Source organism: Neobacillus drentensis, assembly GCF_021560175.1.
GTDB classification, from domain to species: Bacteria; Bacillota; Bacilli; order Bacillales; family Cytobacillaceae; genus Neobacillus; species Neobacillus drentensis_A.
In genome coordinates, this window is sequence record NZ_CP091110.1 from 159,564 (window position 1) to 175,489 (window position 15,926).

Genomic DNA, 15,926 nt, shown 5'->3' on the forward strand with positions numbered 1-15,926 from the left:
AAATAAATGATTGGTGGTGGAGTCTATTTTTGTAGCTGGCAGTCCTCCAAAACTCGCTGCAAAGGCGCGATTAAAATTTGATAAAGTGAGAGAAAAACATCTCCTTTTGCTGCCGGAAAAGGTTGTAGTCCTAAACGAAACTGCAGCGTCGATCCTTCGTTTATGTGACGGGAGCCGGACCGTAAATACCATCACTGAATACATCAGGAATTCTCTAATGGCAGGCTCAGAAACAGGAAGTTCGGGTGCTGTGCCCGAATTGAAAACAATGGAGGCTGACATTTCCGAATTTTTACAGGAGATGGCGGATCAGGGATGGGTGGTGATTCAGCATGAAGACGCAGAGCCATAGTGCCGTTCAACCCCCTTATTCGCTGCTTGCTGAATTAACCCATCGCTGTCCTTTACATTGTCCGTATTGTTCAAACCCTATTGAAATGGCAAAGGAAGCTAAGGAACTTTCAACGGAGGAATGGAGACGGATCTTGTCCGAAGCTGCCGAATTGGGAGTAGTTGAAGTTCATTTTTCTGGCGGCGAACCGCTGTTTCGGGATGACCTGGAAGCCCTTATCAGCCACGCTGCTGGATTAGAGATGTATGTCAATCTCATTACAAGCGGCATTGGTTTAACAGCGGAAAAAGCGATTCGGCTTAAGGAAGCCGGTTTAGCTAATGTGCAGGTGAGCTTTCAAGCAGCAGAAGCGAAACTTTCCGATCGGATCGGTGGGTACAAAGCATTTGAGAAAAAACGGGAAGCGGTCACTGCTGTAAAACAGGCAGAATTGCATTTGTCATTAAATGTGGTGTTACACCGAATGAATCTTGATCAGGTGGGGGAAATCATTCAGCTTGCGGAAGAACTGGGAGCAGAGCGGTTGGAGCTGGCGAACACCCAGTATTATAACTGGGCGCTGCTGAATCGGGAGAAACTGCTGCCAAGCAGGGACCAGATTGAGCGTGCAAGTGCAGTCTATGAAGCCGCTATAGCAAGACTGAAGCGGAAAATGGAAATCATTTGGGTTATTCCTGATTATTATGCATCTGCACCCAAGCCTTGCATGGGGGGATGGGGAGCTATTGGTCTAACGGTAGCTCCGAATGGAACTGCACTTCCGTGTCCAACCGCCGGGATTATAAAAGAATTATCTTTTGAAAATGTCCGTGAGTCTTCGCTAGAATTTATTTGGTATGAATCAGAATCTTTTAACCGTTTCCGGGGGGAAGAATCGATGCCCAAAGCTTGTCTCAGCTGTGATTTGAGGCAGCAGGATGGAGGAGGGTGCCGCTGTCAGGCTTTTGCCTTAACGGGAGATGCTTATGCGGTGGACCCAGTCTGCCAATGGGCACCAGAACATCATTTAATTGAAAAAGCTGTACAGGAGGCCAACAGCAAACCGGTTGAATCATCATCCCCCCTAATCTATCGGAGATACTCTCACGAAAGATCTGCAATAGAACGGTTATTAAAAAAATAGGCGTTGCCAAAGTGGTGCTGCAGGGGACACGTACATACCCTTTAGTACCATTTTTTTTTTTCGACTGTGTTCAACTTTAAGTCCCTTCCATGTACCTGCCATAATCGAATTCCCTTTCCACTCCTTAAGCTTATTCCTCTATTTACCATAAATCCCTTGAAACATGTCATTCCATGGTTAACTTTGTTTGTTTATACCTATGAATAAATGAAATTGAGAATTGGCACCCTTTTAAGTAGAACCCTGGTAACCTAAAAATTACCTATTAAATGAAAGGGTAGTGATTAAAATGAAGTTTACAGGAATTGATCAAATTCATCCGGTGGTCAAACGGCTCATGCTGGTAAATTTTGTTCGCAGTATCGGACAAGGCATGATGGTAGTGCAATTGGCTTTATATCTTGATTCACTGGGATGGAGCACGGCAGGGATTGGGAGTGTGCTTGCTGCAGGAGGATTGCTTGGTGTTGTACTTGCACCTTTTATAGGTGTTTATAGTGACAGGCTTGGCCGAAAACCGTTTGTCCTTATTTCTGAACTAGTTACCGCCGCATGTGCACTGGTCGGGGTATTAACCACTAATCCAATTTTATTGTCTATTGCGATTACACTTTCCGGATTTGGAAAAGCAGACGCGGGTTCACCCAGTCCAAGCGCCCCTGCAGAGCAGGCCTGGCTTGCATCCTTTGTCCCAACAGCAGAACGAGGCAGAGTATACAGTTTGAATAATGCCCTCAGTTTTTTCGGAATGGGGGCGGGGGCAGTGCTAGCGGGGGCTGCTGCATCCTTTTTGAAGACTGGAGTATCTCCTTCTCGCCTTCTATTCTGCTATATTCTCGTTGCATCGTTGATCACAGCCTACATCATTTTAACCATTCAAGGAGGAGAAGCCGAAAGCTCCCAAGGAGACAAAAAAGAGGGACGGAGGAATGAAGAAAAGAAAATCTTGCAGGAAGAAAATGCAGCGGTATACAAGCTTGCAGCCATTAACATCCTTAATGGAATTGCCATCGGGCTGACCGGCCCAATGATGTCCTATTGGTTTTCGGCTAAATTTGGGGCAAGCCCTGCTCAAATTGGCAGCACATTGGCGGTTACTTTTTTCACGACCGGTGCTACCTCCATTTTACAAGCAAGATTATCTCATAATCATGGGACAATCCGGTCCATTGTTTTCATCCGTTTTATCGGAAGTTTGCTTTTGATTCTGATGCCCCTACTATCATCATATGCACTGGTTTCTGTTATTTATATACTTCGAACGGCTTTAAATCGAGGTACTCAGGGGGCACAGCAGGCGCTGAGTGTGAGTTTAACACGTAACAAGCGGAGCGGATTTGCGTCAAGCATCAATCTTTTTTCAATGAAGCTGCCCACCTCTATTGGACCGTATATTACAGGCTATCTTTTTGGATTGGGCTCCCTGTCCCTGCCCTTTTACATAGCCTCATGTCTACAACTCAGTTTTGCTTATTTATACGGCAGAATTTTTTCTACATACGATATTCGCATGAAATCGCATGCTTCATCGGGTTGAGAGTTTTAGAGTTAAAATCCTGCGAACATTCAAAGATCTCAACCACTAAGTTGAGGTCTTTTTTTGCGCCCAAGGGATATACCACTTGCCTATTTTTTGTTTGACTAGAAAACAGTGATTTAGACTAATGTACCTTATCACAGTAGTATTTTTATAGTGTCCTTTTCATTTATCTTCTGCAAACAAGCAGCATTCCCTTAGATCTTCAAAGTAAAATAGGCTTTTACATTAGTAACAACGCCCCAGAAAAAACCATATTTTGTTGAAGAGAGTACATCAGTACCAAAAATCTCTTTTACACAAAATTCACAAATTATCTTACTCTCTTTTCAGGTTTCTGTTGCATATGGTGATTAAATACAAAGGGGAGGAATAAAAGTGCAAAATTTTCATAATGAGCTGCAAGGGTTGGCAATGGACCCTTATCAAACGGGTGAGTTAGTTTCATACGCTCCACAATTCCAGGATGAGCGCTTGTGGGGTCGCTGTGGAGGCTTCGGACGTTGTGGAGGTTTCGGACGTTGTGGAGGCTTCGGCTTCCGCTGCGGCGGCTGTTTTGGTTGCGGCGGATGTGGCGGATGTGGCGGCTGCTTTGGCGGCTTTGGTTGTGTCGGCATTGGCTTTGGTTGCTTTGGCTTTGGTATTGGTTTTATTTAATCTTGTCCATGAGGAATTACAAAAGAAAATGTTATTTTATAAAGAAAGTGCTCCTGCTCCGACTTGTGCCGCAGGGGCACTTCTTTACTATGTCTATCATATTGGACAAAAAACCGTACATAAACTGATAGTGCATAGGTTGTAACGACAAGGAATAAGGAGGCGCTGAATGACAAAACTTACCTCGTCCTCACGATTGAAAGCCAAAAGGGATACATTTTTTCTTCCAGATCAAAAGGGGGGTGTCTATTTTAGAAATAATGTAAGTTCCTTCCGTATCGAAGGCAAAACCATTTATCAATGGATTGAGAAGTTGCTGCCGATGTTTAATGGAGAGCTAACATTAGGTGAATTAACGGAGGGTTTAACGGGAGCGTACCGTGACAGGGTATATGAAATCGGAGAAACGTTGTACAAAAATGGTTTTATTCGAGATGTAAGCAAAGATCTACCCCATCAATTAAATCGTCAAGTGCTAGAAAAGTATGCTTCACAAATTGAATTTATCGAGAATTTTACCGAATCAGGTGCATACCATTTTCAAAAGTATCGACAGGCTAGCGTCTTGGCTGTGGGCTCTGGGCCCTTCCTTGTATCGCTGGTTTCTGCATTAATGGATTCGGGGCTGCCTAAATTAAATGTTATGGTCACTAATGCAGTTCCCACCAATAGGCTGCGCCTTAATTTACATGTGCAGAATGCGAGGAAAATAGATTCCGATATCGAGATGGTGGAAGTACCCTATCCGAAAGATGCAGGAAAAAAGGTTTGGAAAGATGCCGTTCAGCCCTATGATTGGATTCTGTATGTCTCTCCGGATGGAGATATAAATGAATTAAGGAATCTGAATCAAATTTGCAAAGAAGAAAAGAAGGCATTTCTTCCCGCCATCTATTTAGATGGAGTTGGATACTCTGGCCCGTTAACCCATCCAGAATCAGAGGGATGCTTTGAGTCTGCATGGCGCAGAATCCATCAAACGTCCTTACAAGCAGATAGGCAGCCTCAAGCTTTCTCCTCCACTTCAGGAGCGGTTTTGGCCAATGTCTCTGCATTCGAATTTTTCAAGAGGGTGACAGGGATAGCAGATTTAAATCAAAGTAATCAAATTTACATGCTTGATCTTGAAACATTGGAAGGAGACTGGCTTTCATTCATTCCACATCCATCGATAATGACTATTAAGCGAACACCTAAACTGGTTGAAGATCTTGAATTAAACCTTAAACAAGAATCAGGCAGGGATGAACAGCAAGAATTGCTTTTGGAATATTTCAGCCGCTTAACTTCAAAAGAAATAGGCATTTTCCATACCTGGGAGGAACGGAATTTGTTACAGCTTCCTCTTTCCCAATGCTATGTTCAGGCCGTTGACCCAGTGTCAGAGGGACCGGCAAAACTGCTGCCGGAAGTGATCTGTTCGGGGCTGACTCATGAAGAAGCAAGAAGGAATGCCGGTCTAAAGGGTATCGAAATGTATGTTTCCAAAATGATCACTTCCTATGGTTCTGGCTTCCTTAATCAGACAGATAAAGTGAATGTTCATCTTCCAGAAGAGTTTCTTGGCATCGGTGCAGGGGAAACTACTGCAGAAGCTGTTTGTCGGGGGCTGCAAGCCTATCTGGATGAAACATTGAAAAAGAGACAGGAAAACCCTCTAAATAAGGTTTTTCGTATGTCAATTGGTGCCATAGAGGATAAAAAATGCAGATTTTATTTAAATGCCCTGATCACCTTGAACGGTGCACCGACCATTGGTTTAAAAGAAGATGTATTAGGCTTCCCGATTGTATCGGTAAGATCAAAAGGCTGTTGGTACACAGGGACAGGTCTAAATACAACTTTGGCGTTACAAAATACATTGCAGCAAGCATTATTGGATGCTCAAAATCGGGTACATTCTGTCGTTAGGCAAGAGGGTGAGTCGATGATTTATCTAGAAAAGGAGGAAAGCAAACTCGAAATCACTTCTTGTGATGACATGACACCATTAGCGCTCTTACAATCTTCGATACAGGTTTTGAATCGAAACGGCAAAAAGCTGGTTGTCTATGACCTCGCGATGGAGCCGTTTTTAAAACAAGAGCTTGCAGGGGTATATGGTGTGCAGGTACGAGAGGGGGATTCCTAATGACTGCCCAGATTCTCATTACCGGAAACGGCTTATTAGCGGATTATGTCTCAGCTCAATTGTCACCCGACTATCTCATAAGACATCAAGCCATTTTCGAAGAGATACCTGAAGAAACAGAATTAGCTCTAGTGCTTAGCGATGCTTGGCATCCATCCATTCATCAACAAGCGGAAGAGAGATTTAGGTCCTCTGGTCTCCCTTGGCTTCGAGGTTTTGTTTCGTTCGGTGAGGGGATCATTGGTCCATTCGTACGGCCCGACAAACCGGGATGTTCTCTCTGTGCTGATAAACGACGCTTGTTAGCCGGCCCTGATCGCCTTGAAATGTGGGAGATTAACAGAAGATTGGCTAGTGGGGCGGGTGTTCAGCGTGATGCATGGGCCTCAAGAACGGGACTATCGCAAATGGCAAACTTCATTAGTAACGAGGTGAAGAAAGTTCTGCAAGGAGAGCCCACTCCCTTGGAAGGAAGGTTGTTCATTACCAACCTGAGAACGTTAACGATCTCCAGTCACGTTTTCTTGGCTGATCCATTGTGCTCGATTTGCAGTCCGTTACCTGAGGACACACCAGAATTAGCTCAAATTAGGTTGGAGTCCAGCCCTAAATTAAATGGTACTGGTTATCGCTGCCGTTCGATTGATGAATTGAAAACAGTGTTGGTCGAGGACTATCTAGATGAACGTACAGGCATCATGAATGGGCAAATGGAGGATTTCAGGCTGCCATTTGCTGATGTTTTGGTTAACATGCCGTTGTTTGGGGCTGACGAGGGAGTAGCTGGACGTTCTAATTCCTATGAAATCAGTGAGTTAACAGCCATTTTGGAGGGGTTGGAGCGATATTGCGGAATTGAGCCTCAAGGAAAAGCGAAGAAAGTTCGTGATAGTTATCGCCATTTAAAGGATATTGCATTAAATCCTGCTAGAGTTGGTTTACATGAACAGGAACAATATGCAAAGATGCATTTTCCGTTTAAACCGTTTCATCCTGATGCCCCTATGAATTGGGTCTGGGGTTATTCGTTTTTACAAGAACGTCCTATTCTGGTTCCGGAGCTACTCGCTTATTACAGTTTGGGCTTTAATGAGGAGGGTTTTGTTTATGAAACCTCCAACGGATGTGCATTAGGTGGAAGTATGGAGGAAGCGATATTCCATGGCATTATGGAGATCGTTGAGAGGGATTCCTTCTTGATAACGTGGTATGCACAGCTGTCTATTCCGCCTCTTGATTATCATTCAGCAAACGATAAAGAATTAGAGTTGATGGTTGATAGAATCCGTGAGGTTCAGGGGTATGACGTTTATTTATACAATTCAACCATGGAACACGGAATTCCCAGCGTTTGGGCAGTGGCAAAAAACAGAAGATCAACTGGGGTGAATCTTATCTGCGCGGCAGGAGCTAATCCTGATCCTGTAAGAGCGGTAAAAAGCGCGATTTACGAGCTGGCTGGAATGATGGTTAGGCATGACAAACTATTGGAGGAAAACCGGCAAAAATATGAGGAGATGCTAAAAAATCCATTTGCGGTCCAAAATATGGCGGACCATGGCCTGCTTTACGGTCTGCCGGAAGCAGAGGATCGGCTGAACTTTTTATTGCAGGATAATCGCCCATTACGAACGTTTGCGGAGGAATTCAAACAGCCTCCGGAGAATACCGATTTGAAGGATGATCTTCAGGAGATTCTTGATCGGTTCCGACAATTAGACCTCGAGGTCATTGTGGTGGACCAAACCACTCCCATAACCAAACGGAACGGATTGTTCTGTGTTAAGGTATTGATTCCTGGGATGCTGCCGATGACATTCGGGCATCACCTTACTCGTGTTCGAGGGCTGGAAAGGGTCCTTCAAGTGCCGATGAAACTAGGGTATACCAAACAGCCGTTAACGTATGAACAGCTTAATCCATATCCTCACCCATTCCCATAATGAAAAATAGGAGGTGTAAAAGTGGATCTTGAAACATTTCTGCATCATCTTCACTTTGATACGGATAAGTCAGCTCCTCCCGATTGGCAAGTGGATTGGGAGGATGCACCACTTCCCTATAAACTCTACCGCGGCCTGCCGGAGATTTCACTATCTGCAGATGTACCATTAACCCTCAAGCAAAGAGAAGCTCATGCAAAACCTGCACTTGAGGAACTTGGTCATTTCTTATGGTATGTATATGGACTTACTCACTACGCTCAAACCGCCTTTACCGAGGAAAATGGTGAAAAAGCCGCTGTAAGTTATACCCAGTTAGTACGAAGATTTGTTCCCTCTGGAGGGGCACTGTACCCCAATGAATTATACGTCTATATAAAGCTTGAAGACGTACCGGCGGGAATTTACCATTACGATGTGGCGCATCACCGCCTCCTTCTGCTGCGAGAAGGGAATCACGATTTTTACTTATCCAGAAGTCTCGGAAATAGCTATGATCTGTCCGATTGTTTTTGTACGGTTTTTGTCTCGACCGTTTTTTGGAAAAACTTCTATAAATATAATAATTTTTCCTATCGGCTTCAAGGATTAGACGCTGGTGTGTTAATAGGGCAAGCATTAGAAGCGGCTAATCAGATGGGATTTTCTTCACGGGTATGCTACCAATTCCTTGACCGGTCGATCAATCATTTACTTGGCCTGGCTGAACAGGATGAAAGCGTATATGCCATTATCCCGTTATCCACTAAACAATCTATTAATAGTGTTTACAAAGATAATCATAGTGACGACATTGTTTCTGATACAGAATTGACACAAGAAGTTCCAATGCTGATACACGAGACCTATAATCGATCAAAGAGAGTCATTGATTATCCATTGCTGAGAAAAATGAATGAAGAATCGTTGTTAGACACAACGAATTCATTTGTGAAGATCAGAAACAATGATCGTGTGAAGGCTGACTTCGGTATGGAGGCAATCATGCTGCCATTTACCGGGCACTTCGCATACGATTTTGCATCCATTTGCCGGGAGCGGCATTCCCCTGATATGGATTTTATCATGAGGAAAGTCAGTCAAACGCAATTATCTACTTTGTTAAAAGAGACATTTTCCTTATCGTATCAGAATGATCTTAATGACACCTACGGGAATGCTGAGAATCATGTCACATTGTATGGCAGTTTTTATAATGTGGAGGGAATTCCAAATGGTGCTTATGCATATGACAAAGGTGCTCATGCACTGCGGAGAATAACCCACGGGGATTTTCGGGAGTTTTTGCAGTATGGGTTAACCATGCCCACTGTTAATCTGTTTCAAGTTCCTCTAGTCCTGCACCTTGTTGGAGACAAGGACCATTTTAAAAAGGAATTGGGATATAGGGGATACCGCATTCAACAAATGGAAGCGGGGATCCTCTTGCAAAGACTGCTTTTAGTAGCGAGTGCATTAGAAATGGGGGGGCATCCACTATTAGGATTTAATGCGAACCAATCTGATGAACTTTACGGGATCACTGCAAAGGACAAAACAAGTTTAATCCAAGTTCCGGTTGGTCCTTATCGTCCCCGCGCCTGGTTAAAAGGGGGGTTGCTTAGCTAAGTATGTCTAGTTCGTCAACTGTGCCGGGTTTCTTTTAATTTATAAAAGGATCTGTACAGATATCTAAAGACTCTTAACCATATGGTTGGAGTCTTTTCTTAAGGCTTGGATAACCCTTTGATGTGGATCAATTTCCGTTTGCAGCCGCCCCTCCTAAAACTAAGGTTCAATCAATAACTCCTGATTCTGTAATCGTTACATTTGCATGAACGCTTACTTGAAAATCCTTATAATCTGTTTCCCACTTATTAAAATCGAAATGTCTTGTTTTGCTTTTAATAAAATGTCCGAATCCTACAGGATCAAGGTTTTTTGCTTGAAATCTTTTGGTTAACCTTACACATTCGAATTCAATATTATTTTCTAATTTCCCCTCTATTTTTTTTAATTTCTGGGGTGTTATACGAAAACCTGAGTATTCATTTAAGATGGCCTTTACATTAATGTTGACCGTAACCTTGTAAGGATTTCTTGAAGAAAGACGCATTTTGTAATTCGAACGAATACTTTCAATGGCAGCAGCATCTTTTCCAAGATTCACTTTTAACGTTCCTTTACTATATTTATCTACTAGCAGCTTAAAGTAAAACATTTTGTCAGCTGGAATGGTATCGACGACATGCCCATATCGAAAAAAGCTGAGACCGCTAATTTCAATGTCCTCCTTTCCCCACTTTTTTAAGCGGGGAAGATAAGGGGTCTTTCCTTTCTGATTAAAATCAAATAAAAAACGCTGAAGGTCCGTTTTGGGCACGTCTTTTGATTGCATATTATGGCGGATAAGATGGGATAGATAAATCGCATTGCCTCTTTCTCCATAATTTCCATTCATCACAGACTTTGAATCCCCTTCAGTTACGGCTAAGTATAATCTTGCCCCAATGCTTGGATCACGTTGAAAGGAGTCAATTAAGTCCAAAATTCCCTTTTCTTTTGCAAGCCGTTCACCAAAAAGGACTACTTTAAGACTTCCTGCTACAAGGGGATCAGAAGATTGGCGTTGTACATCTCTTAAAAAATCCCGGCTTAAATTTGAGGAAGATGAAAAGGTTTTGTTACTAACTGATTTATTCGATAAATAGATAGGAACTAATGCCGTCCCATGGATTTTCCCGCCTATATAATCATAGGCAGCTCCAGTCTCTAGATTCACATCATCAACGATTTCCTTATGGACACAACCTGTAAGAAAGGTTGAAAGGATAAGAAGAGTATTAAGAACTTTCATTTTTTTTCACCCTCTTTACAATCAACACAAGAACAAATAGAAAAGGGATATAGACATAATTCAGGAAAAAGGAAACCATTCCTGTGTAGTCAAGGATGGTATTAATCTGCTCTCGTGTTTTTAAAAAATTTATTAAAATTAAAACCACTGCTGATAAAAGAAGGACACCATGCTTCTGTTTTAGGCGGGTAACCCGTTTTAAAATCCGGCTTCCACACCAAAGGGCAATACAGATATTAGGCAGGATGACAATATTCCAATTAGCAATCCCGATGTATTCAAATCTCTCCACAAATGGCATCTCGACCACTTTCCAAATAGTCAAGGTAGCCCAGATATTTTTTTGGAGCTGGCCTTCAGAAAAATAGGAAAAGGTGGTAATGGTGATGACTGTATAGAGAATGGTGGTATATAGGACACCCAGGTGAGCCCATTTCTTAGACTTCTCGGGATCTTTGATATAAGGATAAAAAAGTAAAAGTGTCTCATAGCCAAGATAGGTAAGTGACATATGATAGGCTGCCTTAATCAAATCACTGATCGAGTGATCAAAGATTGGAAGTAAGTTTCTGAAATCGGAATAGGGGAAGGCAAAGAAAAAGGTGAAAATTAAATAGAATGGAAGAACCACTCCAAAAAAAGCTACCCCTGTGACGGTACGAAAGCCGCCAAATACGATATAGACAGCCAGCAGACAGAAAACGAAGGAATACCAAAATGTACTCATATCCTGAAACATCCAGACTTGAACCACTTCGATAAATGACCGGAGCAGGATGATAGCGACGCATAAAAAGTAGAGAACAAAAGGTAGTGAAAGGATTCGGCCCAATTTATTGCCAAAAACATAGGAATGGGCAGATATAAAATCGCCTTTTACGGTTCCAAGAATCTTATACATCATATATAGAATGACATGAATGCTTAGTCCGGCTAAAATGACCGAAATCCATGCATCATATCCAGCTGTTAACGCAATAATACGCTGAAACCCTAAAACACCAATGCCCAGCTGTATGGTATGGACTAGAAAAAAAACCAAAAAAGGCGATATTTTTGCTTTTTCAGGTACTAAATGTTCCATAGACCTTCCTCCGCTTTACTCGTCAATGTCACTTTTTTCAGGATAACGAACAGGATTTTTTGTCCTAAGTGCTTGTGGTCGTAAGGATTGTTTGTTAAATGGCAGTCTGATAAGTGAATCCTTAAGGTCTGTCCTTCTAGGCGGATATAAAGGTTCCAAAAAAGGCCTGTTTAAAGAGGTCAGCCGGATTAAATGGGTCATTAAAAAACAAAAACACAAGACAATCCCCAGCAGTCCCCAGAGTTCGGCAAAAAACAAAAATGGAAATCGGAGCAGTCGAATGGCATTGCCCATTTTATAAACAGGGGTTGTAAAAGAGGCCAATGCTGCAAGAGCGACAATGATAAGCAGAACATTACTCGTTAATCCAGCCTCAACAGATGCCGTTCCAATGACAATACCTCCTACGATACCTATGGTTTGCCCTACCTTTGTAGGCAGACGGGCTCCTGCTTCTCTTAGGAGTTCAATGGTCAGCTCTAGGAAGAATGCTTCTAAAATAGGCGGAAGCGGTATATCTCTCCGGGAAGTAACTAGGGTGTTCATCAAGTCTGTCGGTATTAATTCATAATGATAGGATAATGTCGCTACATAAACAGGTGTTACCAAGATCGAAAATGCAACAGCAAAGAGCCGAATTAACCGGAAAAAGGAAGCCAGCACCCAATTTAAAAAATAATCCTCATAAGAACTGAAAAATTCAACGAGTGTAGTAGGTGTAATCAAGGCATGCGGCGATCCATCTACAAATATGGCAACTTTCCCTTCAGCTAAAATAGACGTTACCCGGTCTGGCCGCTCCGTATCCAAAAGCTGTGGAAAGGGGGAATTTCGATTATCGGAAATCAACTGAACAATATAAGAGCTATCCGTAATCGCATCGAATTCTACATTTTTAAGCCGGTCCATAACGGTTTGGACGTTGGCAGGATCGACGATGCCGTCCAAATATAAAATCGATAACTTCGTTTTGGAAAGCGACCCAAGTGTCAGCTCTTCGACGATTAATTCCTTGACGGGAAGCCGCTTGCGAATAAGGTTTACATTTTGATCAATCGACTCAACAAAGGCCTCTTTCGGGCCAATGACGCTGAACTCCACTTCTGGTGGTGAAATGCTTCGGACGAGTTCCTTTTGTGCAGCTAAAAATACATAATGATTACGGTCAGAATCCAACGTCAAAAGGACATAGCCAGTGAACAACTTCTGTTCAATCTCATTTGGGTCGGTACTAATTTGGACATCGGCGAGGGCAATAATTTTTTTTACATCCTCAATTTTTTCAAAGGGTTTCTCTAATAAATAGGGAAGAGCGTTCTCCTGTAATATGCTCTCATCAATAAGGGTTGAAATAAACCAAATAGAAAACTGTTTATTCGTCGGTACGTTGATATAAGAAATCTTTTTAAAATCCTTTGACCGTTTGAGGAACTTCTCCAATTCCTCTCTTTCGGGTTGTTGATTATTTTTTGAGAACCAGCCCATGCTTACTATCACCCCTATTTAGCCTGATATTATCGTTTCCCATTATTGGAAGGATTATGAATAACAGCGGTTTAGTGCTTACCTTAATCAAAGATGTGCTATTAAAAATTGGAAATCATGACTTTGCATTTCTTAGACCTAAGGGTTAAAGAATAGTCCTAAGAGGTGAAAAGTAGTGACTGTTATAACAACCTTTAAAGAAAAACGACGTGAAAAGCAGATTAAATATGAACGTTCCGTGCTGCGGGATTTATCGATTAATACATTGAAGGAAAGAGTTAAACACTATTTCGGTTCCACAAGCCTTGCGACAAGCTTTGTGATGAATACAGGAATAGAGGAAGCCTGTTATGATGTCGCCTTAGAAGCATTTCTCTTGGGAGCAAAATTCAGTAAGTTTGGCTATTATGGTGAAAACGTAGAAGAAGTACGCAAACGATGTTTTAAAGAAGAAAAACATCTGATTGATACGCTTTATAATTTCCTGCTCTACTGGGGAAATGGACAAGAAGGCACCATGAGTGAATCCCTTTACTATCTCTGCGAACAATATATCATTGTCTGGTGGAAAGAGGGGTATGAAAAAGGGCAGAGACGTCATAAGTTAAGATTACATTAAACGAGCTAGACCAAAAGCATCCTGCTGTGAGACTTACTGTGCGAGGCTTTATGAATGCTCAGTACACTGCTTTATGGATGCTTTTTACGGTTCTAAAACTTCCCCTTGTCCCATATAGTTAATTGAACAGGGACGAGCGGGAAGGAGGATATGGGTGGCTAAAAGCAGAATAAAGATTATTAGCTTTATTACAGGATTAATTGTGTTATTTTTTATACTACAGCATGATTTTAGTGAAAATAATTCATGGAAAACCTGGAACCTTCCTTTATCAGGAAAAATAATCTTGTTGGATGCAGGCCATGGCGGGCCGGATGGCGGGGCAGGAACGGGCCAAACGCTTGAAAAGGATATCGCTTTAGAAATCACCAAAAATGTTCGTGATTATCTGCAAGGGCAGGGAGCTCTTGTAATCATGACAAGGGAAAAGGATGAGGATTTAGCTGATCCTGATACAAGGGGATATAGCCGCAGGAAGGTAGAGGACCTTAAAAAAAGATTAAAAATGATAAATAATACCGACATTGATTTGTTTGTCAGTATTCACTTAAATGCCATTCCTTCATCAAGATGGAGCGGTGCCCAGACCTTTTATGCTCCACAACATAAGGAAAACGCTCGAGCAGCAAAGTTTATCCAGGAAGAGCTCCGCAGGAATCTTGAAAACACCGAACGGAAGGCTAAGCCAATCAATCAAGTGTATATCTTAAAGAATGCCAAAAAACCAGGTGTCCTAGTTGAAGTAGGATTCCTCTCTAATCCAAGAGAGAAGGAGCTGTTAAAAAAGGAATCCTATCAAGAAAAAGTGTCCGCCTCGATCAATAACGGCATTCTACGCTACTTTACGAATGAAAAAGAATTAAAAGAAACAGATTAAGGAGGATGGAAGCATCTTCCGTTTTTTTATGGTAAATAGTACGAAACATGTGATTGAATTAACTGTTTCTTGTTTAGGTTATGGTATACTGAAAACGGAAAAGAATTCATAGGTGAGGTGCATGTTATGTTAACAGAGAAAAAAGTCCGAGAAGTTTTGGGCGGCCTCAAAGAGCCCTTTTTACATAAAACATTAGCTGAATTAAATGCAATTGAAGAAATTAAAATTAAAGAAGAAAAGAACCATGTTAGTGTGAAGGTATTAATTGCGAAAACGGGTACAAGTGAACAGCTGCAGCTTCAAACACAAATTGTCAGTGTGTTAAAGGAGGCAGGGGCGGCTACCGTGGGGATTCGATTTGCTGAATTGCCCGAAGAGGTATTGGCACAACATCGTAATGCCGAACCTGAGAGCAATCAAACCCTTCTTAATTCTAAGGAGACAACTTTCATTGCGATTGCCAGTGGAAAAGGGGGCGTTGGTAAATCAACGGTTTCCGTTAACCTAGCTGTGGCGCTAGCGCGTTTAGGCAAAAAGGTTGGACTAATTGACGCCGATATCTACGGATTTAGTGTGCCGGATATGATGGGCATAACAAATCGCCCTGTTGTGCGCGGCGAAAAAATCATTCCAGTTGAACGATTTGGTGTACAAGTTATTTCAATGGGCTTCTTTGTAGAGGACAATGCCCCTATAATCTGGCGTGGACCGATGTTAGGTAAGATGCTAAATAGCTTCTTTAGTGAAGTAGAATGGGGAGAGCTTGATTATTTATTATTAGATCTGCCTCCTGGTACAGGGGACGTTGCTTTAGACGTTCATACGATGCTGCCATCTTGTAAGGAAATTATCGTCACAACTCCACATCCGACCGCTGCTTTTGTAGCAGCACGCGCAGGTGCAATGGCACTAAAAACCGAGCATGAAGTACTGGGTGTTATTGAAAATATGGCCTACTTTGAAAGTAAGCTAACCGGAGAAAAGGAATATGTGTTTGGCCGTGGCGGCGGTGATAAACTGGCTGAAGAATTAAATACGGTCTTGCTTGGACGTTTGCCGTTGAACCAGCCTGATTGGAATGATGAGGATTTTGCCCCATCGGTTTATCAAGAAGATCATCAAATCGGAAAAATTTACTTAGAAATAGCTGAAAAGGTAACTGGCCTGCTGAAAAAATAAGAATAAGAAGAGGCTCCCCGTACCGCCCGCGAACCGCTCGTGCCTGGAGCGGAAATCAACATACTAGTTAAATGTATAAAAACAAGAAGGTGCCCCTTATACT

The 15,926-nt window shown here is 42.2% G+C and carries 13 protein-coding genes; 10 read left to right on the forward strand and 3 right to left on the reverse strand.

Going from position 1 to position 15,926, the window contains the following annotated elements:
• Positions 1 to 13: 13 nt before the first annotated feature.
• The 7 genes from pqqD to L1999_RS00905 all read left to right on the forward strand — a co-directional run bounded on the left by pqqD (position 14) and on the right by L1999_RS00905 (position 9,351).
• Positions 14 to 352 (forward strand): pyrroloquinoline quinone biosynthesis peptide chaperone PqqD, encoded by a 339-nt coding sequence (gene pqqD / locus L1999_RS00875; RefSeq protein WP_235744204.1) that lies wholly within the window; start codon positions 14 to 16, stop codon positions 350 to 352.
• A complete protein-coding gene (gene pqqE, locus L1999_RS00880) occupies positions 333 to 1,475 on the forward strand; it encodes a pyrroloquinoline quinone biosynthesis protein PqqE (protein WP_235741843.1) in 1,143 nt (380 codons plus the stop codon). Before pqqD ends, pqqE begins: the two co-directional genes overlap by 20 nt.
• Before the next feature lie 289 nt (positions 1,476 to 1,764).
• A complete protein-coding gene (locus tag L1999_RS00885) occupies positions 1,765 to 3,012 on the forward strand; it encodes an MFS transporter (RefSeq protein WP_235741844.1) in 1,248 nt (415 codons plus the stop codon).
• Between the two features lie 414 nt (positions 3,013 to 3,426).
• Positions 3,427 to 3,669, forward strand: a complete 243-nt coding sequence (locus tag L1999_RS00890; protein WP_235744205.1) for a hypothetical protein — start codon at positions 3,427 to 3,429, stop codon at positions 3,667 to 3,669.
• Positions 3,670 to 3,838: 169 nt separating this feature from the next.
• Positions 3,839 to 5,800 carry a putative thiazole-containing bacteriocin maturation protein gene (locus L1999_RS00895; protein WP_235741845.1) on the forward strand — a complete coding sequence of 654 codons (1,962 nt, stop codon included), beginning with the start codon at positions 3,839 to 3,841 and terminating at the stop codon, positions 5,798 to 5,800.
• A complete protein-coding gene (locus L1999_RS00900; protein WP_235741846.1) occupies positions 5,800 to 7,743 on the forward strand; it encodes a TOMM precursor leader peptide-binding protein in 1,944 nt (647 codons plus the stop codon). The genes L1999_RS00895 and L1999_RS00900 overlap by 1 nt, the downstream gene beginning before the upstream one ends.
• 21 nt (positions 7,744 to 7,764) lie before the next feature.
• Positions 7,765 to 9,351, forward strand: a complete 1,587-nt coding sequence (locus L1999_RS00905) for a SagB family peptide dehydrogenase (protein WP_235741847.1) — start codon at positions 7,765 to 7,767, stop codon at positions 9,349 to 9,351.
• A gap of 166 nt (positions 9,352 to 9,517) precedes the next feature.
• Here the strand turns inward: L1999_RS00905 and L1999_RS00910 are convergent, their stop codons facing one another.
• Genes L1999_RS00910 through L1999_RS00920 form a run of 3 tightly spaced genes read right to left on the reverse strand, consistent with a single transcriptional unit; the run spans position 9,518 to position 13,148 of the window.
• Positions 9,518 to 10,579: a Ger(x)C family spore germination protein gene (locus tag L1999_RS00910; RefSeq protein ID WP_235741848.1), complete on the reverse strand. Its 1,062-nt coding sequence runs from the start codon at positions 10,577 to 10,579 to the stop codon at positions 9,518 to 9,520.
• Positions 10,566 to 11,663 (reverse strand): GerAB/ArcD/ProY family transporter, encoded by a 1,098-nt coding sequence (locus L1999_RS00915; protein WP_235741849.1) that lies wholly within the window; start codon positions 11,661 to 11,663, stop codon positions 10,566 to 10,568. The genes L1999_RS00910 and L1999_RS00915 overlap by 14 nt, the downstream gene beginning before the upstream one ends.
• Before the next feature lie 15 nt (positions 11,664 to 11,678).
• Positions 11,679 to 13,148: a spore germination protein gene (locus tag L1999_RS00920; RefSeq protein ID WP_235741850.1), complete on the reverse strand. Its 1,470-nt coding sequence runs from the start codon at positions 13,146 to 13,148 to the stop codon at positions 11,679 to 11,681.
• Positions 13,149 to 13,323: 175 nt separating this feature from the next.
• Between L1999_RS00920 and L1999_RS00925 the strand changes: the two genes are divergently transcribed.
• The 3 genes from L1999_RS00925 to L1999_RS00935 all read left to right on the forward strand — a co-directional run bounded on the left by L1999_RS00925 (position 13,324) and on the right by L1999_RS00935 (position 15,823).
• Positions 13,324 to 13,767, forward strand: a complete 444-nt coding sequence (locus L1999_RS00925; RefSeq protein WP_235741851.1) for a YbaK family protein — start codon at positions 13,324 to 13,326, stop codon at positions 13,765 to 13,767.
• A 154-nt stretch (positions 13,768 to 13,921) separates the two neighbouring features.
• Positions 13,922 to 14,644 (forward strand): N-acetylmuramoyl-L-alanine amidase CwlD, encoded by a 723-nt coding sequence (gene cwlD / locus L1999_RS00930; protein WP_235741852.1) that lies wholly within the window; start codon positions 13,922 to 13,924, stop codon positions 14,642 to 14,644.
• Between the two features lie 126 nt (positions 14,645 to 14,770).
• A complete protein-coding gene (locus L1999_RS00935; RefSeq protein WP_235741853.1) occupies positions 14,771 to 15,823 on the forward strand; it encodes an Mrp/NBP35 family ATP-binding protein in 1,053 nt (350 codons plus the stop codon).
• Positions 15,824 to 15,926: the final 103 nt, after the last annotated feature.

Coding starts and splice junctions, on each gene's coding strand:
- L1999_RS00890 (WP_235744205.1), top strand. CDS start 3,427: ATGGACCCTTATCAAACGGGTGAGTTAGTTTCATACGCTCCACAATTC.
- L1999_RS00895 (WP_235741845.1), top strand. CDS start 3,839: ATGACAAAACTTACCTCGTCCTCACGATTGAAAGCCAAAAGGGATACA.
- L1999_RS00920 (WP_235741850.1), bottom strand. CDS start 13,148: ATGGGCTGGTTCTCAAAAAATAATCAACAACCCGAAAGAGAGGAATTG.
- L1999_RS00915 (WP_235741849.1), bottom strand. CDS start 11,663: ATGGAACATTTAGTACCTGAAAAAGCAAAAATATCGCCTTTTTTGGTT.
- pqqE (WP_235741843.1), top strand. CDS start 333: ATGAAGACGCAGAGCCATAGTGCCGTTCAACCCCCTTATTCGCTGCTT.
- L1999_RS00935 (WP_235741853.1), top strand. CDS start 14,771: ATGTTAACAGAGAAAAAAGTCCGAGAAGTTTTGGGCGGCCTCAAAGAG.
- L1999_RS00885 (WP_235741844.1), top strand. CDS start 1,765: ATGAAGTTTACAGGAATTGATCAAATTCATCCGGTGGTCAAACGGCTC.
- L1999_RS00900 (WP_235741846.1), top strand. CDS start 5,800: ATGACTGCCCAGATTCTCATTACCGGAAACGGCTTATTAGCGGATTAT.
- L1999_RS00910 (WP_235741848.1), bottom strand. CDS start 10,579: ATGAAAGTTCTTAATACTCTTCTTATCCTTTCAACCTTTCTTACAGGT.